This is a genomic window from bacterium (assembly GCA_041649255.1).
Lineage (GTDB): Bacteria > Hydrothermota > UBA3073 > JACQXS01 > JAQTXJ01 > JAQTXJ01.
In genome coordinates this window covers 208589-228643 of the sequence record JBAZNK010000001.1, presented here as the reverse complement: position 1 = coordinate 228643, position 20055 = coordinate 208589, and the positions used below count along the sequence as shown (strand labels likewise).

Genomic DNA, 20055 nt, shown 5'->3' with positions numbered 1-20055 from the left:
ATAATAGTAATTAAAAAGCTTCAAGTATTTTTCAAGCAAAGCTTGACTATACTCTTTTTTGTAATATTTGTTATTTTAATTTTAGGGGGAATGATTTGACAACTTTTTATTTTATACAATTTGCGACAAATGTAGCATTTGTGAGTGTTCTTATTTTTATTCCGTTAATTGCGAAAGATTGTGGCGCAAATTCTGCGACGATTGGAGCATTAGTTGCGGCTTATAACGGTATGCTTTTTTTATCTTCTGCTTTGTTTGGTCGCCTTGCAGATTTAAAAGGAGGCAAAGTATTTATTTTAATCGGACTTTTCTTTTCTGCCGTTGTGTTTTTCTCTCATAGATTTATTTTTAATATTACTTCACTTTTTTTCATTAGATGTTTAGCAGGTTTTGCTATTGGTATGTTTCCTGCTGCCATATTAGCAGCTGTTTACAGAAGGAATACTAACATTGGAGCTTTTACTGCATCCGGTTCGTTAGGGTGGACTGTAGGTTCTATTGTGGCAGGCGTTATCGCAGTATATAAAAATCTTTTTTTATTCTCGGCTATATGTTTTTTTGTGTCCTTTTTTGTTGCATTGCTTTTCTTAAAACAGGAAAATGTTCGGATTAAACAACCATTTTTTGATGCAGCGCTTTTTAAAAAAAATTGGCGAATCTACTTGTCTTTCTTTTTAAGACATTCCGGAGCTTTTGGAATTTGGACAATATTCCCATTGTTTTTGGCAGAACTTGGAGCCAATAAATTATGGATAGGGATAATTTATGGTCTTAACTCTTTGGGACAATTTTTCTTTATGTTATACTTAGGAAAAGTCAAAAGTACCAAATTGATTCAAATGGGATTGTATTTTTCTATTGCTACTTTTATTGCTTTTGGCTTATGTCATACATATAAACAGATTTTACCTTTTCAACTGCTTTTGGCATTTTCCTGGTCATGTCTTTATCTTGGTTGTTTAAAATATTTGATGGAACGTAATGAAGAACATTCGAGTGTAGCAGGAATATTTAATTCGCTTACCGGTTTGGCCGGTATCGTAGGCCCTTTGATTGGTGGAATGGCCGGAATATTTGGGTATCCTATGGTAATGTTTGTGGCGGCGCTAATGTCGATAGCAGGAGCTTTTATAAAAATAAATCCGTAATCGTCAATAGTAAATTTATATATAATTGTTCAAAAACGTGAACTTTTACACACAATAAAATGTAATGACTCAAAAATTTATTGACAAAAAAGAGTTACTCATTAAAGTGCGTATAACAGGAGGTGAAATATGAGTAAAAAATTATTGCTTGTTTTGGTTGCTTTCTTTGTAGTAATGGGTTGTCAGAAGAAGGTGGCAAAAGTAGAGGAAAAATTGCCAGAACCAGTAGTTGAAGAAGCGGCTCCGGTAGATACTATGCCAAGTTCTGAAGCCATACAGGGAAAACTGCAAACTGTACATTTTGACTTCAATAAATATGTCGTAAGAACAGATGATGGTAAGATTCTTGAAGCAAATGCAAAAGTTTTTGCTGTGTACCCAAATGTTAGCGTTCTTATAGAAGGGAATACCTGTGATATAGGAACTAACGAATATAATATGGCACTTGGAGAAAAGAGAGCTAATGCGGCAAAAGATTATCTCGTGAAGCTTGGAGTTAATGCAGAAAGACTCTCAACAATTAGTTACGGTGAAGAAAAACCTGTTGATCCGGCACATACGGAAACGGCAAGAGTTCAGAACAGAAGAGCAGATTTCAAGGTAAAATAGTTATTGAAATTATAGTGCGGCTGTCGATAAAAAAGTTTTTACTATTTAATGTAAGTAGTAGGAAATTTTATCCTAAAGGATAAGGAGCTCTACAACAGACTGAAGAGTTTCTTATAGTTTCAGCCGCACTCTTTTTTAGAGTATGAGAAAAAAAAGTAGTGCGTTATTGGTTTTAGTTGTTTTTTTGTTTAGTGGTTGTGCTGTCCACAATTCCATACAAAACACTAAAAAGCAGATAAACGATATTGACACTAACACCAAGAAAATAGAGGTGCAAGTGGATAGTTTATCAAAAGAAGAGATAAATGCTATTTCCTATACAAGGGCTGAAATAGGGACTAAATTATCGGAATTAGGAGACAGAACAGAAAAAATAGAAAATAGAATCAATGAGTTACAGGAACTTTATAGAAAAAGAACGCCCAGTAGCGTAAGCGATACGACTAAAAAAAGTAGTTCGGAAATTTACAACATAGCGTATACAGATTTTACCAAAGGAAATTATGAACTTGCAATTAATGGATTCAGAAGGTTTTTATCCGATTTTTCCGATGCAGATAATGCTCAATATTGGCTTGGGGAGTGTTATTATTCGCTGGAAGATTATCCTTCTGCTTTGCAGGCTTTCAAAAATACTACCTTAAATTATCCATTTAGTAAAAAAGTTCCCGTTGCGTTATACAAAATTATCAGTATTTCGAAAATGACAAATGATACTCTGGCGACAAAAGAATATTTAAAAAAATTAACGGAGATATATCCTAATTCTGCTGAAGCAAAACTTGCAAAAGAAATGCTTATAGATACAACCAAAAAGAAATAACCCAAACATGCTAAACGCTTTATCAAAATGGAATATAGGTGGCGCAACTCTTGCTTCAGGATGGGCCGGCAAATCAATAATCATCATACTATTTGTCATCTCAGTTATAGCGATAGCTATCTTTATATATAAGATTAAAGAATTTAGAAAAATATCTATTCGTAATGATAAGTTTTTATCGGCTTTTCATAAAAAGACCTCATTAAGCGAATTTTATAAATTAAATACCGAATTTGATTGTCCATTGTCCAGAATTTTTGATTCTGCATACAGACCGATTAGCGGGATGAACCAGGAAGTAAATAAAAATATAAAAGAAACAATGAGCTTTTCCTCTATGGAACATAGCCTGGTAAAAGAGAAACATAAAATCGAGAGCCAATTAATTTTTCTTGCTACTACGGTAGTTATAAGTCCTTTCCTTGGGTTGCTCGGAACAGTTTGGGGAATACTGGATGCATTTATGGATATAAAAACGTTTGGGTCTGCTCATATAAATGTTGTGGCTCCGGGAATGGCAGAAGCGCTTGTTACAACTGTGGCAGGATTATGTGTAGCTATTCCGGCGGTGGCATTTTATAACTATCTTCTGAATAGGGCGAATAAGTTTATTGATGAGTTGGAAGTGTTTGAAAAAGAGTTAATCAACGAAATACGGCTATCATTATGAGAAGAGCAAAAACAATGATGGCGGAAATAAATATCACCTCGCTTACTGACGTAAGTTTGACATTACTCATTATATTTATCGTATCAGCTCCTTTATTGAAAGCAGGTATGGATGTTTCATTGCCCAAAACATCAGCGGCTAAAATTACGGAAAAAGAAAGCATAATGGTTACGATTAATAAAAACAAAGAAATATTTATTGACGATAAAAAAGTGTCTTTAGTAGATTTCGGGGATAAATTTAAAGCTTTTATGTCCTCACAACCCGGGAAAGCAGTTTATCTCAAGTCTGATAAAGAGGTGCCGTACGGTACGGTTATTGATATTGTTGGGAAAATAAAATTGGCAGGTGTAGAAAATCTTGGGCTTGCTGCGGAATTAGAGCGCACCAGAAGCGCAAAATGAGAAATGCATTGTTATTATCTTTTAGCTTACACATTGTTGTGCTTGGCGTAGTCCCTTTGTTTGCATTGTTCCAAAAAGAAAAACCTGATTATCCTGTGAGCGCGTATCAGGTTAGCATAATGTCTATGCCGGAACAACCGGTATCTACGGCATTCACGGAAAAGACAGAAAAGCCGGCAGAAGATGCCATAAAAACAGGGAAAAAAGAATCTAAAAAATCTGAAAAGTCCGAAAAATCAAAAGGTTCGAAATCCGGATACAAGGGAAAACTTGGTAATATTTATCCTACGGGGGATTTTCAATATTCTTATTATTTTGACATAATTATGGCAAAAATAGATGAAAATTGGCGGAATCCATATGAGGGAGAAAGCGGTAAAATTTCTGCGGTAGTCTATTTTGTAATTAAACGGAATGGAGAAATTGACAGGATAAAACTGGCAACGTCCTCGGGTAATTATTATTATGACCAGGCGGCGCTTGGTGCGCTTTATGCTACAAGAAAATTGCCTCCCCTGCCCGAAGAATTTAAAAAAGCGGAACTCGGCGTGAATCTTGAATTTGGATATGTACAATAAAAAATGAACTTAAAATTATTTTCCGGAATAATATTGGTATTAATTCCTTTGAATACAATTTTTGCCCAAGATGTATACTTGAGGATTACTAGAGGAGAAAGGAAAAAGATGGGGGTTGCGGTAATTGAACTTGTTGCTCCATCTGATTCGCAGAAACAAACAGCAAAAGAATTAAAACAAATCATAGAAGCAGATTTGGAATTTTCTTTATATTTCAACTTAATAAAACCTGAAACTACTTTTGTTACAAAATTAGGGAAGATAGATTTCCCACAATGGTTTTCGCAGGGTGTAACAACTCTTGTATCCATCTCAAAAGGAATGGACCTGAAAACTAAAAAACAGACAAAAGATTTAGAAGTCACAGTTTATGATGTGTTCTTAAGCCGAAAAATTAGTAAAAAAGAGTATACCCTAAAATATAATAAAAGGACTACAGCACACGAAATATCGGATGATATCATTGAAAGTTTAACCGGAGAAAAGGGTATAAATCAAACAAAAATTTTGTGTGCTATGAAAAAGGGAGCAAGCAAAGAAATCTTGACTATGGATTACGATGGAGAAACACTTGCCCAACTTACAAAAACCGGGGAGTTACATCTTTCCCCTGCCTGGGATACGCGGGGCGAATACATAATGTTCACCTTATATAAAGGTTCAAACATATATTTATACGGTATGAATCTTATGAACAGGGACTTAAATGTTTTTTCGACTGCTCTCGGAATGAATACGGCTCCTGCATGGTCGCCAAATGGAAACAAATTGGCACTTGTATTGACGAAAAGTGGAAACTCAGAAATCTATACGATGTCAAGAGAAAGAAAAAATCTTACAAGACTTACGGTAAGTGGATGCATAAACACATCGCCCAATTGGTCACCCAACGGAAACGAAATTGTATTTGTTTCGGATAGAAGTGGTAGCCCACAAATATACATTATGGGAAGCGATGGTTCGGATACCAGAAGACTTACATTTTCGGGCAATTATAATACATCGCCGGTATGGTCACCAAAAGGAGATAGAATTGCTTATGTATCCCAGGAAGGAAACCGTTTCCAAATTTATACGATTTCTGTAAATGGAGAGAATGAAATGTGTCTTACGTATGAAGGAAACAACGAGGAACCAAGCTGGTCTCCGGACGGATTGCATTTATGTTTTGTTTCCGATCGTGGCGGTAGATATGAAGTTTATACTATGCACTGGGATGGTTCCTGTCAAAAAAGGATAGCCGGTTTAGCTGATGGATGTTACTCCTCTCGCTGGTCGCCCTATTTCAAGACTACAAAGTAAAATCAACACCATGAAGAATGTAAAACTAAGAGCTGCGCTTGTATCAAACATATCCAATACTTTTTTAGTTATCAGTAAGTTTATTATAGGCGTTGTTAGTGGGTCTGTTAGCATTATCTCCGAAGCAATACACTCCGGGATGGATTTAATAGCCTCGCTAATTGCTTTTTTGTCAATAAAAAAAGCAAGTAATCCGGCAGATGAAAAACACCGCTATGGCTATGGGAAATTCGAAGACATATCAGGACTTTTAGAAGGGCAGTTGATTTTTGTTGCTGCAGGTTGGATTATTTATCAGGCAATTCATAAAATGTTATACCACAAAACACAGATAGAATTTTTAGAATTAGGAATTATCGTAATGGCTGGTTCGTCAATAATAAATTTTTTTGTTTCTAATTATTTATACAAAATAAGTAAAAAATACGATTCCATTGCGCTTGAGGCAGATGCCTTACACTTAAGAACGGATGTTTATACTTCTGTTGGAATATTTGTCGGATTGTTTTTAATTAAAATATTTAAGCTGGAAATATTAGACCCAATAATTGCAATTATTGTTGCATTATTTATTATAAGGACATCTATGGAACTCGTAACCCGTTCTTTCAGAAACCTTACTGATTTTAGATTATCGGAGGATGATTTAAGTAGAATCCATAAAATAATTAATGAACATAATTCAGAGTTCGTTGATTTCCATGAATTGCGTGGCAGAAAAGCAGGTTCAGAAAGACATCTCGACTTTCATTTGACTATAAAAAAAGATACCAACCTTGAAAAGGCTCATAGTTTTTGTGACCACTTAGAAGAAGATATAAAAAAAGAATTCCCGGGCACACAAATTATGATCCACCTAGAACCTAAACAAGAAGATACGGAATAAAAGTTACATTTCTAATGCCTGAAAAATACTGGGAAGTCGTTCATCAATCTAAAATATCCCGGGCAAGAGTCTGCAAACTCCATACTGCACACGGGATAGTAGAAACCCCCGTTTTTATGCCGGTTGGCACTCAAGGAACGGTTAAAACACAAGTGTGGAAAAACTTAAAAGATATAGGCGCTCAGCTTGTGTGTATGAATGCCTATCATCTTTATCTTAGACCCGGAACGGAAATTATTAAAAAGGCAGGCGGGATTCATAATTTTACCGGATTAAAAAACATACCTGTGTTAACTGATTCCGGTGGGTTTCAAGTCTTCTCTCTCTCGGATTTACGAAAAATAGATGATGACGGAGTAACTTTTAAGTCCCATCTTGACGGTTCAAGCCATAGATTCACGCCCGAAATTGTAGCTAAAATTCAAAATGATATAGGGTCGGATATTAAAATGATACTGGACGAATGTGTTCGTTGGCCTGCAACGATAGAAACGTGTGAACAGTCCGTAAAACGCACGACTAATTGGGCAGGGAGATGTAAGGAAGCAAACGAAGGCAATTTGATATTTGGTATAGTTCAAGGAGGCAGTTATTTAGACTTGCGAAAATATGCCTGCAGGGAGATGTTAAAAATCGGACTTGATGGAATAGCTATCGGCGGGGTATTTTGCGGGGAACCTAAAAATGTATCGTATGAAATAGTATCCGGTTTGTCAGAGGAATTGCCGGACGATAAACCACATTATGTTATGGGAGCAGGAGAACCGGAAGACATTATGGAATGCGTAAAATATGGGATTGATATGTTTGATTGTGTATTGCCGACAAGGGAAGGAAGAACCGGAACCGCATTTACGAATGAAGGAAAATTAGTAATAAAAAACGCAATTTACAAAGAAGATTTTGCTCCTATTTCAGATACCTGTGATTGTTATACCTGTGCAAATTATACCCGCGCATACATAAGGCATTTATTCAATACAAATGAAATATTAGGCCCTGTGCTTTTGACGTTGCATAATATTAATTACTACATAAAATTAATGCAAAGAATCAAAAATTTGATTTTAGAAGATAAGTTATAAAAATTACTTAATAAAAAAAGCCTGAAAACTATTGAAAGTTATCAGGCTTTTCTATTATATTTTCAAATTAAAGATACCAGAAGAACATAAGACTGAATTGTGTGTTTCCGATTAATAATCCATGACCATTTACTTCTAATATTTTATCTGCGGGACTACTTCCGTCCTGGTTTTCGCCTTTTACTGAACCACCAGCATATCCACCTTCTGACGAAATAAATACTGAAAAATTAGGTGTTATAAAATGTTCTAATGCCAGTCCTAAAGATACGCCGTAAAGCATTCCTGAAAGTTTTTGTTTTGTCACTAAAGTGTCTTCCGGTTCTATATTGCCAGTTACATTTCCAAATCCAAGTCCAACTGTTCCATAAAGATTGGATTTTTCTTTGCTTTTAAGGGTAAAAAGTGTTCTTTCGCAAATTCCCATTATGGAAGCGGAATACTTCATGGTATTTGTGGTGTCAGTTTTATCTTCCAGACCAATTTGTGTAAATAATATCTTTGGTTCGACTATAATGAAATTTGAAATTCCTACTCTCATTCCAAAAAGGGCAGGTTCTAGTATAGAACCGGGTTTAAAGTCTACTGTTATTGGTGCGGGGCCTACTCCAAAACCAATTTTTCCACCCATATCTACTGCGGAAGCTGTTCCTGCTATAACTGCGCTCAATGCTAAGATTGTTGCAAATTTACGCATTTCTCCTCCTGTCTGTACTTTTCTTCCCTGCCTTACGACAGGAAAGTTTGCTCCGTTAGTCGAAGCATTACTTCTTTTACAGTCCACATCACCCCCTTAATCTAATAAATTAACAATTCTAGATAACTAATATATTTCGTTAAAAAGTCAAGAAATAATTGGATTAAAAACCCCACTTATTTTTCTGTAGGGAAGATTCTATTCTGTTTTCCAGAGTGTCCTGGATGCTGGGGAAGAAGTCTATTCCCGTTAAGATTTCTACGGAATCTATAGTTACTGCATAAGTTGTAAGAGGATTTGTTGATGATTGGTTGGGTAAAACGAATCCAATCCCTTTGATTTCGGGTTTTTTTAAGTCAAGAATTACCTTGTAAAAATAAGACGGTACGGCAACTTTATTTTTTCCTATAGTTGGCAGATTTTTTGATAATATTGGTCCCGTAATGATATATATTTCTCGGTTATCTTTTGCCCATTGTCTTACCTGTTCTTCTAGTTTTTTCCATATGCCTCTATTAAACCCCGGTTTCTGTGGACTCATATTGCTCATATAGAATGATTCGGACATTGCTTTATCAGACCATTTCATATCTCCCGCAGGTGCCAGATGTCCTCTATCATAACCTGAACTTTTATAATCGGACGGCTCCGCAGAACCTGTTTTTACTATTGGGTCAGGACGAAAATTATCAGTTCTTTTGCAAGTTCCTTTTGTCATTTCGTATGTCAATTTATATGCCACCCATTCGGGTTGTTCATATGATTCATCATATTTCAGAGTATATCCCGTATGTTTTATTATATCATTGTTCCCCGGGATATATGAAGGGAGGATGCACATAGCATCAAATTTTGTCTTGCCGGGGGAGAGTATGTTTTGCTTAAACAGGACAAACAAACTAAACAAGAGAATGGCGGATATAAAAAATAATATAGATGTGTTTTCATGTTTGCCTTTTTTTCTCATTTTTAGTATAATGTCGTTATATCGCTAAAGTGTATATAATTTCTAAAATGATTTAAAAGTCAATACAAAACTATATTATGTTATGAAGAAACTTTATATTGAAAAAAGATTGACAAAATTTTTTAGCATTATAAATTAAGAAACTATGATAAATACTATAATTTTAACTTTAATTTTATTTAATCAGTCACAGTTAATAGATTCAGTTGCAATATTTGACTTTGCATCCACTAAAGCAACAGGGATTCAGGCTGTCAAGATGACAAATATGTTTAGAGCAGAATTAGGGAAACTTATCCCCGTATTAACTAAAGAAAGAGAGGAAAGCATAGGAATCTCCAGCGCTATGACACTTGTGGATGTTACAAAATTATGTAGAGAAGCAAACATTTCTGGTGTTGTAGGTGGAAAAGTTAAAAAGATTTCTAATAAATATCGCGTTCAAGTTATATTTCACAATTTTTCTAATAATAGAACGGATACTATTGTTACAGTTAACGGTGATCTTTCTCAATCTGCCCAATTGCTTGCAAAATCTATTTTTCACATAAAAAAAGGTGAGGAAGAATTAGAGTTTGGTAGTATTCAAATCGGAACTAATCCATCCGGGGCTGAAATTTTACTTGATGGTGAATATGTTGGTAATACACCTACAAGACTTGACCTTATTCCATTCGGGGAACATTCTATTTTATTGTCAAAAAAAGGATATAATACAGCAATAAAACTTATAGTTCTTTATCCCGGGAAAATATCTACCTTGACAGAAACCCTTATCCCAATAACCGGAACTCTTTTGATTCCAAATGATAAAATGCCTGTTTATTTACTGGATGAAGTAGTCGTCAGGGGAGAGAGGATAAAAGAGAAATTATTCGAAACTCCAAAAGGAGTAGACATAATATCTCGTAGAGAAATAGAGTATTCAGGGGCAAGAGATGTCCCTTCCTTATTATCTCAGGTATCAGGAGTATCAGTCGTTGACCCTACCGGAAGCGGAATCTTTAGTTCTATTAAAATAAGAGGAATGGATCCTTCTAAATATACGGCAGTTGCTATAGATGGGGTAGTTATAAACGACCTTGATGGAAAAGTTAATTGGAGTAACGTTCCTATTGAATTAGTGAAAAGGGTAGAAATAATTAAAAGTTCACTTTCTACCTATGGCGGGAAAGCTGCCGGCGGTATAGTAAATATTATGACAAAAGAGAAAGAGAAAAATAAATTTTCAATATCTACAACGGATGGAAAAGATATTGGGTTGGGAATTACTTTTTCTGCTTCAGATGTATGGTCAGTATGGGCAAATACAAACGGAAGGAAGGGAAGAGGATGGCGAGACGAAGAGACTTACGATATAAGGAGTTTCTATGCTAAATCTAGTTTTCCAATGGATAGAAGTAGTAATATTGCTCTATCTTTTGACCTGCAAAATAACAATATTACACTCCCCGGTGGACTTACCGCATCAGAAATAGCTACAAATCCTGAAGCAGCAGGAGATGATAAGGAAAAAAAGTATCAGCAAACTATAAGATTATCCTCTCAGTATATGTCCGAAGGTAAGGATTATAATTTTTTACTGAATTTCAATGCAATGCCTCAAACTTATGATATAGAACTCCCGTTGTTAAAACAAAGGATGAATGGAATAAATCTTTCCGGGAATAGTAGTTATAAAAAGGATAATTTTACGCTAACGTCTAATGTTGATTGGGAGTTTGATCGTAGACGAACGACTAAAAATTATATAATTCCCGAAAAGGATACAAGTGCGGATGATAATGCTCAACTTATAAATCCCAGAATCTCAATGGAATGGAAGGAAAAATTTTATGGCGTATCCATAACACCGGGAATTAACGCAGAGTGGGTAGGATATTGGTTCCAAAATGGCGCAATAGGTGCCCCATCGCCAAGTTATACATCTGCTTTCTCGCCTAATTTGGGCTTTCTGATAGATGCAAAGGGGTTTGATATTTTTGCCTCTTTTGATAGAGCATTACGCTTACCAAAGCCTTATGAAAAAGTTAAAAACATTGAGCTTAAACCTGAATTTTTATCTACTTCAGAAGCAGGAATTAGGATTAAAAAATCTAATATGAATGCAAGTATTTCTGTCTTTTATATAAAGATTGCAGACCAGATTCTTGCTGATGCAAATACCTTTACAAATTATGGAAATGCTTTCCATCGGGGGATAGAAAGTGCGATGGATTTAAGAGTGACAGATGCAATTTCGCTATTCTCAACATATACTACACTTGAAGCAAAATCCCTTGCAGAGGATGACAGTACTTATTTTGTCCCCGGGAATCCATTTCAGGAAGCAGAAATAGGATTAAGAATTAGTAAAATTCCGGTATTTTCCTTAACGGGTAGTTACAGATGGAAAGGAAAATCTTATATAGATTATAAAAATGAATTTGGAACAATTCCTCCTTATGGGACAGTTGATGTAACATCAAAATTTATAATTCGCTCGAATGTTTCATTGACCCTTGGACTCAATAACCTATTGGATGAAAAAGGAAAGAACTTTGGGTATAAATTAAATAATGAAGCAAGATATTATCCTATTCCTCCAAGAGGTTTCAGAGTGGAGGGAGGAATAGATTTTTAATGAAGTGTTAACCATTCTAAGCCTTCTTTTTTTTAACTCCTGTAAAGTTAAGGTTGGTGTAAATATTCCTTTAACTGGTCCTGTAGCAAGTTATGGGAAATACTGCCTTGAAGGTATCAAGTTAAAAGCTGATATATCTCCGGGAATAGAGCTTGTTGTAGATGATAATGAAGCTGACCCCAACAATGTAACTCTAATCTTAAAAAAGTTTGCAGCCGAAAGCGTTAAAGTTGTAATTGGCCCTCTTATTTCTCCTAATGCGGTAGTTGCTGGCATAGAGGGTAAAAAATTAGGAATCACTATTATTTTACCGGCAGCTACAAATAGTGCGCTTACGAAAGTCTCTCCATTGCTTTTTAGAACTTGTTTTACAGATAAACAACAGGGCGAAGCAATTGCAGAATTTTTATATTCTACATTGGATAAAAAAGAACTTCAAATTGTAGCTGATACGGGAAATATATATTCAAGCAGTCTTGCTCTGTATGTAAGGCATAAATTTGCAAAACTTGGAGGAAAAACAGAACTTATACCAATTGGCAATAAAACAGAAGCAGATAGTCTGATAGAAAAATTTACTTTTAATACGGTTTTTTTACCACTATATTATGAAAGTGTAAAACCCATTATAGTAAAATCTCGTGAAAAAGGGCTTAATATTACATTTGTAGGTGCTGATGGTTGGGATGCTCCTGAATTATTTGATGCTCTTAAAAATGATTCTACGCCTGCTTATTTTTCAACTCATTACTTTATGAATAATAATAATGTAGCTCATGAATTTGATTCTCTTTATATGGAAGAATATAATAAATATCCAAATACTTTTGTAGCTCTTGGGTTTGATGCGATGAATATAATATTAGATGCATTGAAAAATACAAAAAGTTTAAGTTCGGCTGATATACATAGAGCATTATTGTCTATAAAGGAATTTCAGGGAGTAACTGGAACCTTTAGATATAACGGAAAGTCGGATCCCCAAAAAGATGTTTTTATTGTTAAGCTTCAATCAGGGACCACTTCTTTATTTACAAAAATCCCTGCATCAGAAAACAAAGTAAATAAATAATAGGATATATTAAAAAATTTCTGTCAATATCCTTTTCCATTTTTCTTCTACTTTTTAATATAAGATAGGGTTTTCATAGCTTTTGGCTTTGTTGACATTAAGACTAAACCAGAGTACTATATTTTATCTTTCAGTTAATTAATAGACATAACAAATTCTATTGACAATATTTAATGTATACCTTATCATCAAACTAAATATGTTGATTAAAATATTTATCTTCTTATTTGTTTCTTTATTTAATGTGAGAGTTTATGCAGATTTATGGTGGCATGAATTCTGGGCTAAAGAAGAAGTTTCCGGTTTATCCTGGCTTGAATTACCTGTAGGGGCAAGAGATATCGCAATGGGAAATGCTTGTATTGCCGTAGTTCAGGATCCAACAGCAAATTTATTAAATCCTGCTGGAATTATAGAAAACGATAACTGGCACGCAAGTTTTTCGCACACTCAACATTTTATGGGAATCAGACAAGAATTTGTAGGGGCTACCATGAAACATAATTCAAATGCTTACGGGATTACATTCAATGGTATGTTTATAGATGGTATGGAACTACGTAATGAACAACAAGCTACTGTAGGAGAATTTGGAGCATTTAATTATTTAGCAGGTATTACTTATGCAAGGAATATAAATGCACAATTAAATGTGGGAGTAACGCTTAAAACTCTTTATGAAAAAATATATATTTATGACTTTAAAGGATGGGCAGCAGATTTCGGATGTAGTTATTCATTACTCCCTCAATTAAAAGTTGCTATGGTTTTTAATAATATAGGGCCTTCTATTGATTCTATAAGAATACCTTTTGTATGGAGAATTGGAGCAGGTTATGAAAAGAATAGACTGTTATTATCTATTGAGACGAGTAAGTATGTGTATACTAAATTACTAAACAACATAGGTGCCGAATACAAACTTAATGATTTTCTTGACTTAAGAATAGGTTATATACTTGACAATAGAACGGAAAATTTTACTACAGGTCTTGGAATAAATTTGAAAAACTTGCATATTGATTATGCATTTAAACCTTATGGGATTGGTTTGGGACCAACTCATATTTTTACAATTACAAAATGATTTGGCTTGATTTTGAACGTCCAATAGTTGAACTTCGCGAGAAGCTTGAAAGCTTACGACTTACTGCTTCCGAAGGTGGAAATGTCAAGGAAGACATAAAAAAGCTGGAAGATGAAATTAATACGTTGAGTCAAAAGATTTATTCAAATTTAACTTCCTGGCAAAGGGTTCAACTTGCACGACATCCCAATAGACCGTACACTTCGGATTATATTAAGTTAATGTTCAGCGAATTCTTTGAATTACATGGTGATGGATGTTTCCGTGACGACCCTGCTATTATTGCCGGTATGGGTAAAATAGATAATAAGCCGGTTGTTCTTGTAGGGCATGAAAAGGGCAGAAGTACTAAAGAGCGCATGTATCGTAATTTTGGAATGGCTAACCCCGAAGGTTATAGAAAAGCAATGCGGATTATGAAATTGGGAGAAAAGTTTAAAAGACCGATTATTAGTTTAATAGATACAGCAGGTGCTTATCCCGGTATTGGAGCAGAAGAGCGTGGACAAGCTCAAGCTATTGCGTATAATCTGAGAGAAATGAGTGCATTGAAAGTTCCAATAATAGCAATAGTAACTGGAGAAGGCGGGTCAGGTGGTGCATTGGGAATTGCGGTAGCAGACGTTGTTTTGATGCAGGAATACGCTTTTTATTCTGTAATTTCGCCTGAAGGTTGTGCATCTATTTTATGGCGTGATGCAAATAAATCGGCCGAAGCGGCAAAAGCTCTTCGTATTACGGCAAAAGATTTGTTAGAGCTTGGCGTAATAGATGAAATTGTTCCTGAACCAACAGGAGGAGCTCATTGCAATCCCGAAGAAACGGCAAAAACATTAAAACAAACTATTTTAGGAAAATTGGAACCTTTGCTTTCTACCCCACCGGAAATATTAGTTAAAAATAGAGTTAAGAAATTCAAGGCTATGGGAATCTATGATCATAATAAAGCCTGAATTAAAGATTCTTTGTTCCTAAATTAATTGGTAAAAAAAACTTTTGACAAAACACTAAAAGTAGGGTATTGAAGAAGATAAGTTTATATGACTAAAACTAAAAAAGATTTAATTTCTCGAATCTCTAAAGTTACAGGAATTAATAGAAATGAGGTTGGGGTTGTTGTAAATTCTTTTTTGTGTGAAATATCGGAATGTATTATGTCTGGGAATAAGGTAGAGTTAAGAAAATTTGGGATATTCTATGCTAAACATAGAGGCCCGAAGCAAGCAAGAAATCCAAAGACAGGTGTGGCAGTGAAAGTACCGGAAAGGACCGTGCCTGTATTTAAAGCGAGCAAGTTTTTATTTAAAAAAAGGAGTAAATAATATTATGCCTTGTGGAAGAAAGCGTAAACATCGTAAAATTGCGACCCATAAGCGTAAAAAGAGAAGGAAGTTAGGTCGACATGTAAAGAAACTCAAGACCGGCCATTAATCTTTTTACGAACTGATTTGTTGTATAAAGTGGTTTTATTTATATAAAGTGCTTTAACAGCAGGATGCATTAAGAATTAGGGGAGGTGTTAATATGGTTATAATTGTATTGAGCTTTTTCTTGGCTCTGTCTAACCCAATAATTGACCCCTTATCTGATATAGATTCTACGCTTAAGCCATTAAGTGGTAAGAAGGTACTTTTTGTGATTTCTCATAGAAATTTTAGAGACGAAGAACTTAAAATCTCTAAAAATATGTTTGAAAAATTAGGCGCTACGTCCACAATTGCTTCTTCAGACACGACTATAGCGAAAGGCATGCTGGAGATGAAAATTAAACCGGACATTCTTCTGGATTCTATAAACCCTCTTAATTTTGATGCTCTTGTATTTATTGGAGGTGGAGGCGCAAGAGACTACTGGGATAATAAATATCTGCATAGCATAATAAACCTTGCATTTAATAAGAAAAAGGTAATAGGTGCCATTTGTTTTGCTCCCATAATCCTTGCCCGTGCCGGAACGTTGGCAAACACTAGAGCTACAGTTTGGGAAGACAAGGAAACCAAAAACATTTTCAAAGAAGAACGAGTCATACTTACGAGTAAAGATGTCGAAACAAGCGGAAACATTGTAACGGCAAACAGTCCGGAAGTTTCAAAACCTTTCGCAGAAGCAATAGTTCGGCTGCTGTTAAAAAGGAACTTATCTCAAGAACATGAAATTATTGATACAGAGAGTAACGAAGGCAAGTTGTGAAGTAAATGGAAAAATCATTTCTCACATAGGAAAAGGAATCTTGGTATTTCTGGGAATAGAAAAAGATGATGATGTAGACATTTGTAAAAAACTTGGGAATAAGTGTTTAAATCTAAGAATATTTGATGATCATCAAGGGAAGTTAAATCTTTCAGTAATTGATATAAAAGGCGAAGTTCTTGTGATCTCACAGTTTACATTATGTGCCGATTGCAAAAAAGGATTAAGACCTGCTTTTGATAATGCCGAAAAAGGGGAAAATGCTCTGGAGCTTTATAAAGCATTTATAAAAAATATAAAAGAAATGGGTATAAACGTAAAAGAAGGAGTATTTGGCGCAAGTATGGCGATTTCGCTTTTGAACGATGGCCCTGTAACTTTTATGCTTTCAGATTAAAAGATATATGATACAATCAATGACCGGGTATGGGGAGTATTGTTTTCGCAATATTCGTTGCGAATTAAAAAGCTTAAATCATAGATTTTTTGATGCGAATATTTTTATACCTTCTTGTTTGTCTCCTTATGAAATAAAGCTAAGACAACTTCTTAGAGAACGTATTGTCAGGGGTATGGTATATTTAAGGATTTTTATAGAAGCGCCCGATATTAAAACTGATCTAAAACAAGCAAAAGCTCATTATAATTTTCTTATTGACTTGCAAAAAAATCTTAAACTTAACTCTGATATCCCGATAGAATTGTTTTTACCATTTAAAAAAGAAATAGCTCCACAATGGAGTATAATACAAAAAGTTGTAACTGGAGCAATAAATGCTCTTATTAAAGCCAGAATAGAAGAAGGCGCAAAGACACTTAAAGATATAAATAGTCATTTAAAACAAATTGATAAGTTTTTTGATTCCATAAAACGAAAAGCTCCCGTTTTAGAAGCGAAAAGGATGAAAAAGATTCAGACTAGCTCGGAACTAAATAAAGAAGATTTTAGCGAGGAACAAATGAGATTTGAGACTCATTTTAAGGCATTGAAGCGAAATATATCAAGTGCCGGCGTATCCGGTAAGTATTGTGTATTTTTACTTCAGGAAATGCAAAGAGAGTGTAATACCATAGCATCTAAAACAAAAGATTCGTCTGTTGCTACGCTTATAGTGAAATTGAAAGACGAAATTGAAAAAATAAGGGAGCAAATGGAAAATGTTAGATAAAAAAGTGGTTTTCCCTGTGGTTCTTACCGCTCCATCCGGATGCGGAAAAACAACATTGGCTAAATATCTACTTGATAGTTTTTCCGATATGAAATACTCTATTTCAGTTACTACGCGAAAACCAAGAAATAAAGAAGTTCCGGATAAAGATTATTATTTTGTCCCGGAAACAGTTTTTAAAGATTGGATAAAGGATGATAAGTTTTGTGAGTATGCAAAAGTTTATGACAATTATTATGGAACACTAAAAGAAACCTTGAATAACAGTTTATCGGATGGATATAAAGTTTTAATGGATTTGGATATTCAGGGGGCAAAGTCTATAAAATCTATTTACTCCAATAGTGTTAATATATTTATTTTGCCTCCATCCCTAGAAGAACTTAAGATAAGATTATTTAATAGGGGAGGAGGTGAAAAAGATATAGATAAAAGGTTGGAATTGGCAGAGGTGGAAATTTCTCATATTGGAGAATTTGATTACGCTGTTGTTAATAATAATATTCACGAAGCAATAGCTAAAATTGTCAGTATAATTAGAGCAGAAGAATGTAAAATAACAAGATTAGTTGTTTAATTAAAGAAAAAGAGAGGATTAATTTATGGAAGAAAAATTCGTTTCTATAGACCTGGTATGGGGAGAGTTTAAAAATAAATACGAAGGTCTTAACAAATTAATAGTAGAAGCAAAACACGGCGTAGAACTTACCGGGGATACTCCTAATAAAGCAATTTTTAAAGCTGTTGATAAAATGCTTTTAGGAAAGACTGTAGTCTTGCCGGAAGCAGTTCCTGAAAAGGATATAAAACTTCCCTGAGGGTAGTTAAGAAGCCGGTTAAACTTATTTATGTCTAGAATTGTATTTGGTGTAACAGGGGGTATTGCTGCCTATAAGTCTCTTGATGTGGTTAGGTGTTTTAAAAAACAACATCAGGATATAGACGTTATTTGTATTCTTACCGAAGATGCTACAAAATTTATTCAGCCGTTATCTTTTTCTACTCTTTCCGGGAATGATGTCTTAACAGACCTTTTTGCGCCTCGTAAAACTCCCGTACATATTGAATTGGCTAAGGCAGATCTTATAATTGTAGCACCTGCCACTTATAATTTTATAGGAAAAATAGCAAATGGTATAGCAGACGACTTATTAAGTTGTGTAATTGCAGCTTCAAAGTGCCCTGTGCTTTTTGTTCCTTCTATGAACTCGGCAATGTGGGAAAATCTGATACTTGTTGATAATATCAAGAAATTAAAAAAATATGGATACTACTTTTTAGAACCGGATACAGGAGCGCTTGCTACTCTGGATATTGGGAAAGGAAGATTTCCCTGTACTGAGTTTATTGTAGAAGAAGCTCTTTGTCTTTTAAATACTTCAAAAAAGTTTTCGGGTAAAAAAGTTGTTATTACTGCCGGCAAGACTGAATCTTACTTGGATCCGGTAAGATGCATAACAAATAATTCTTCCGGAACAATGGGATATGAATTAGCCCGTGCTGCAAAGTTTCAAGGGGCTAATGTAACTCTTATTTCCGGGCCAACTGCAATTACTTCGCCAAACGTAGAAGTGATAAAGATAAAAACTACAGAAGAATTAAAAAATGAAACATTAAAATGTGCTTCTCGTGCGGATATATTGATAATGGCAGCTGCCGTAGTAGATTATGCTCCCGCATCGTATTCTGCAAAGAAAATAAAAAGTTCTCATAATTCACTATCTATAAAATTTCAAGCTACTCCTGATATATTAAAGCTTACGAAAGCTAAAAATAAAAAATTATTTACCGTTGGTTTTGCGTTGGAAAGTAATAATCACATTGAAAATGCTAAATCTAAATTAAAATCTAAGTTACTAGATCTTATAATTTTGAATGATGTGAGTACTATTTCCGCATCGGATACACAGCTTACTTTGATAAATAAGAATATGAGAGTAAAAAAACTTCCTTTGCTTTCTAAAAAAGAAGCTGCAAGTAAAGTATTGAATTGGATAATCGAGGAATATATATCATCTTCCAAAACCGTTTAAAGCCATTAAATATCCTTTTGTGAATTCAATGTTTAATTAACAATGATTAATTTTTTGAGTAAATTAATATTTGCACTGGTTATTGTTATAACAAAAACACTTCGTTTTAAGATAATCGGAGAAGTGTCTAAAAGCAGAGCGATATATACTTTCTGGCACAACAGTTTTTTCTCTTTAATCTATCCGTTCAGGAAAGAAAATGTTGCATTGCTGGTTTCAGCACATAAAGATGGTGAATATTTATCAAGGACAGCTGTTTCGCTTGGTTACAAAGTAATAAGAGGTTCAAGCAGAGGGGCTCATGCCATAAGCGGAACACTTGAACTTTTGAAATTATCGACGAGTTCGATTGCATTTGCAACGGATGGGCCAAGGGGACCGAGGAATATCGTAAAGATAGGTATAATAAAGATCTCCGAATTGTCAGGATTAGCAATTGTGCCTGTTGGAGTAAGACTATCAAAATATATAGAATTTAACAGCTGGGACAAGTTTCAATTACCACTTCCTTTTGCAAGATGTGTTATTAATATAGGCAAACCATTTTTTGTAAAAAAATGTGATGAAGAAACCAGGAAACAATTTGAAGATGAGTTAATTAAGGTAAATAAGGATGCGGAGCAAGCAATAAAACAAAAATTTATTACTTTAAATGCGTAATAAATATAGTAATTAATCCTCTATCTAAAAAGATTTTGTTCAAAACATAGTT

At 34.6% G+C, this 20055-nt stretch carries 23 protein-coding genes; 21 read left to right on the top strand and 2 right to left on the bottom strand.

The window, feature by feature from the left end:
* Window positions 1-95 precede the first annotated feature (95 nt).
* From WC614_00980 to tgt, 9 genes are all read left to right on the top strand, one after another.
* Entirely contained in the window at window positions 96-1148 is a 1053-nt protein-coding gene (locus WC614_00980; protein MFA5031568.1) for an MFS transporter, read from the top strand.
* A 129-nt stretch (window positions 1149-1277) separates the two neighbouring features.
* On the top strand, window positions 1278-1757 hold the full coding sequence (locus WC614_00975; protein MFA5031567.1) for an OmpA family protein: 480 nt from the start codon (window positions 1278-1280) through the stop codon (window positions 1755-1757).
* Window positions 1758-1899: 142 nt separating this feature from the next.
* Window positions 1900-2580, top strand: coding sequence for a tetratricopeptide repeat protein (locus WC614_00970; protein ID MFA5031566.1), 681 nt, complete (start codon window positions 1900-1902; stop codon window positions 2578-2580).
* A gap of 7 nt (window positions 2581-2587) precedes the next feature.
* Window positions 2588-3250 (top strand): MotA/TolQ/ExbB proton channel family protein, encoded by a 663-nt coding sequence (locus WC614_00965; protein ID MFA5031565.1) that lies wholly within the window; start codon window positions 2588-2590, stop codon window positions 3248-3250.
* Window positions 3247-3654, top strand: a complete 408-nt coding sequence (locus WC614_00960; protein MFA5031564.1) for a biopolymer transporter ExbD — start codon at window positions 3247-3249, stop codon at window positions 3652-3654. Before WC614_00965 ends, WC614_00960 begins: the two co-directional genes overlap by 4 nt.
* Window positions 3651-4232 (top strand): energy transducer TonB, encoded by a 582-nt coding sequence (locus WC614_00955; protein MFA5031563.1) that lies wholly within the window; start codon window positions 3651-3653, stop codon window positions 4230-4232. Before WC614_00960 ends, WC614_00955 begins: the two co-directional genes overlap by 4 nt.
* Before the next feature lie 3 nt (window positions 4233-4235).
* Window positions 4236-5534, top strand: coding sequence for a Tol-Pal system beta propeller repeat protein TolB (gene tolB, locus WC614_00950; GenBank protein MFA5031562.1), 1299 nt, complete (start codon window positions 4236-4238; stop codon window positions 5532-5534).
* Between the two features lie 10 nt (window positions 5535-5544).
* Window positions 5545-6420 (top strand): cation diffusion facilitator family transporter, encoded by an 876-nt coding sequence (locus WC614_00945; GenBank protein ID MFA5031561.1) that lies wholly within the window; start codon window positions 5545-5547, stop codon window positions 6418-6420.
* Between the two features lie 14 nt (window positions 6421-6434).
* A complete protein-coding gene (gene tgt, locus WC614_00940) occupies window positions 6435-7505 on the top strand; it encodes a tRNA guanosine(34) transglycosylase Tgt (GenBank protein ID MFA5031560.1) in 1071 nt (356 codons plus the stop codon).
* Between the two features lie 67 nt (window positions 7506-7572).
* Here the strand turns inward: tgt and WC614_00935 are convergent, their stop codons facing one another.
* Window positions 7573-8289, bottom strand: a complete 717-nt coding sequence (locus tag WC614_00935) for a hypothetical protein (protein ID MFA5031559.1) — start codon at window positions 8287-8289, stop codon at window positions 7573-7575.
* Between the two features lie 76 nt (window positions 8290-8365).
* On the bottom strand, window positions 8366-9169 hold the full coding sequence (locus WC614_00930; protein ID MFA5031558.1) for a DNA/RNA non-specific endonuclease: 804 nt from the start codon (window positions 9167-9169) through the stop codon (window positions 8366-8368).
* 145 nt (window positions 9170-9314) lie between these two features.
* Here WC614_00930 and WC614_00925 point away from each other — a divergent pair, with 145 nt between their 5' ends.
* The 12 genes from WC614_00925 to WC614_00870 all read left to right on the top strand — a co-directional run bounded on the left by WC614_00925 (window position 9315) and on the right by WC614_00870 (window position 20003).
* Entirely contained in the window at window positions 9315-11792 is a 2478-nt protein-coding gene (locus WC614_00925) for a TonB-dependent receptor (GenBank protein MFA5031557.1), read from the top strand.
* A gap of 4 nt (window positions 11793-11796) precedes the next feature.
* A complete protein-coding gene (locus WC614_00920) occupies window positions 11797-12864 on the top strand; it encodes an ABC transporter substrate-binding protein (protein ID MFA5031556.1) in 1068 nt (355 codons plus the stop codon).
* Between the two features lie 199 nt (window positions 12865-13063).
* The gene (locus tag WC614_00915; GenBank protein ID MFA5031555.1) at window positions 13064-13951 is read left to right on the top strand and encodes a PorV/PorQ family protein; all 888 of its coding nucleotides are present in this window, start codon (window positions 13064-13066) and stop codon (window positions 13949-13951) included.
* On the top strand, window positions 13948-14904 hold the full coding sequence (locus WC614_00910) for an acetyl-CoA carboxylase carboxyltransferase subunit alpha (protein ID MFA5031554.1): 957 nt from the start codon (window positions 13948-13950) through the stop codon (window positions 14902-14904). The genes WC614_00915 and WC614_00910 overlap by 4 nt, the downstream gene beginning before the upstream one ends.
* An 87-nt stretch (window positions 14905-14991) precedes the next feature.
* Window positions 14992-15273 carry an HU family DNA-binding protein gene (locus WC614_00905; GenBank protein MFA5031553.1) on the top strand — a complete coding sequence of 94 codons (282 nt, stop codon included), beginning with the start codon at window positions 14992-14994 and terminating at the stop codon, window positions 15271-15273.
* Between the two features lie 202 nt (window positions 15274-15475).
* Window positions 15476-16141 carry a DJ-1/PfpI family protein gene (locus tag WC614_00900; GenBank protein ID MFA5031552.1) on the top strand — a complete coding sequence of 222 codons (666 nt, stop codon included), beginning with the start codon at window positions 15476-15478 and terminating at the stop codon, window positions 16139-16141.
* Complete coding sequence (gene dtd, locus WC614_00895) at window positions 16101-16538, top strand: D-aminoacyl-tRNA deacylase (GenBank protein MFA5031551.1); 438 nt, start codon at window positions 16101-16103, stop codon at window positions 16536-16538. Before WC614_00900 ends, dtd begins: the two co-directional genes overlap by 41 nt.
* A 7-nt stretch (window positions 16539-16545) precedes the next feature.
* On the top strand, window positions 16546-17310 hold the full coding sequence (locus WC614_00890; GenBank protein MFA5031550.1) for a DUF1732 domain-containing protein: 765 nt from the start codon (window positions 16546-16548) through the stop codon (window positions 17308-17310).
* Complete coding sequence (gene gmk / locus WC614_00885) at window positions 17300-17887, top strand: guanylate kinase (GenBank protein ID MFA5031549.1); 588 nt, start codon at window positions 17300-17302, stop codon at window positions 17885-17887. Before WC614_00890 ends, gmk begins: the two co-directional genes overlap by 11 nt.
* Window positions 17888-17912: 25 nt before the next feature.
* Window positions 17913-18128 (top strand): hypothetical protein, encoded by a 216-nt coding sequence (locus WC614_00880; protein MFA5031548.1) that lies wholly within the window; start codon window positions 17913-17915, stop codon window positions 18126-18128.
* A gap of 30 nt (window positions 18129-18158) precedes the next feature.
* Complete coding sequence (coaBC, locus tag WC614_00875; protein ID MFA5031547.1) at window positions 18159-19343, top strand: bifunctional phosphopantothenoylcysteine decarboxylase/phosphopantothenate--cysteine ligase CoaBC; 1185 nt, start codon at window positions 18159-18161, stop codon at window positions 19341-19343.
* A 42-nt stretch (window positions 19344-19385) separates the two neighbouring features.
* Window positions 19386-20003: a lysophospholipid acyltransferase family protein gene (locus WC614_00870; protein MFA5031546.1), complete on the top strand. Its 618-nt coding sequence runs from the start codon at window positions 19386-19388 to the stop codon at window positions 20001-20003.
* The last annotated feature ends 52 nt before the right edge of the window (window positions 20004-20055 follow it).

Coding starts and splice junctions, on each gene's coding strand:
- WC614_00975 (MFA5031567.1), top strand. CDS start 1,278: ATGAGTAAAAAATTATTGCTTGTTTTGGTTGCTTTCTTTGTAGTAATG.
- WC614_00970 (MFA5031566.1), top strand. CDS start 1,900: ATGAGAAAAAAAAGTAGTGCGTTATTGGTTTTAGTTGTTTTTTTGTTT.
- WC614_00965 (MFA5031565.1), top strand. CDS start 2,588: ATGCTAAACGCTTTATCAAAATGGAATATAGGTGGCGCAACTCTTGCT.
- WC614_00960 (MFA5031564.1), top strand. CDS start 3,247: ATGAGAAGAGCAAAAACAATGATGGCGGAAATAAATATCACCTCGCTT.
- WC614_00955 (MFA5031563.1), top strand. CDS start 3,651: ATGAGAAATGCATTGTTATTATCTTTTAGCTTACACATTGTTGTGCTT.
- tolB (MFA5031562.1), top strand. CDS start 4,236: ATGAACTTAAAATTATTTTCCGGAATAATATTGGTATTAATTCCTTTG.
- WC614_00945 (MFA5031561.1), top strand. CDS start 5,545: ATGAAGAATGTAAAACTAAGAGCTGCGCTTGTATCAAACATATCCAAT.
- tgt (MFA5031560.1), top strand. CDS start 6,435: ATGCCTGAAAAATACTGGGAAGTCGTTCATCAATCTAAAATATCCCGG.
- WC614_00930 (MFA5031558.1), bottom strand. CDS start 9,169: ATGAGAAAAAAAGGCAAACATGAAAACACATCTATATTATTTTTTATA.
- WC614_00925 (MFA5031557.1), top strand. CDS start 9,315: ATGATAAATACTATAATTTTAACTTTAATTTTATTTAATCAGTCACAG.
- WC614_00915 (MFA5031555.1), top strand. CDS start 13,064: ATGTTGATTAAAATATTTATCTTCTTATTTGTTTCTTTATTTAATGTG.
- WC614_00910 (MFA5031554.1), top strand. CDS start 13,948: ATGATTTGGCTTGATTTTGAACGTCCAATAGTTGAACTTCGCGAGAAG.
- WC614_00905 (MFA5031553.1), top strand. CDS start 14,992: ATGACTAAAACTAAAAAAGATTTAATTTCTCGAATCTCTAAAGTTACA.
- WC614_00900 (MFA5031552.1), top strand. CDS start 15,476: ATGGTTATAATTGTATTGAGCTTTTTCTTGGCTCTGTCTAACCCAATA.
- dtd (MFA5031551.1), top strand. CDS start 16,101: ATGAAATTATTGATACAGAGAGTAACGAAGGCAAGTTGTGAAGTAAAT.
- WC614_00890 (MFA5031550.1), top strand. CDS start 16,546: ATGATACAATCAATGACCGGGTATGGGGAGTATTGTTTTCGCAATATT.
- gmk (MFA5031549.1), top strand. CDS start 17,300: ATGTTAGATAAAAAAGTGGTTTTCCCTGTGGTTCTTACCGCTCCATCC.
- WC614_00880 (MFA5031548.1), top strand. CDS start 17,913: ATGGAAGAAAAATTCGTTTCTATAGACCTGGTATGGGGAGAGTTTAAA.
- coaBC (MFA5031547.1), top strand. CDS start 18,159: ATGTCTAGAATTGTATTTGGTGTAACAGGGGGTATTGCTGCCTATAAG.
- WC614_00870 (MFA5031546.1), top strand. CDS start 19,386: ATGATTAATTTTTTGAGTAAATTAATATTTGCACTGGTTATTGTTATA.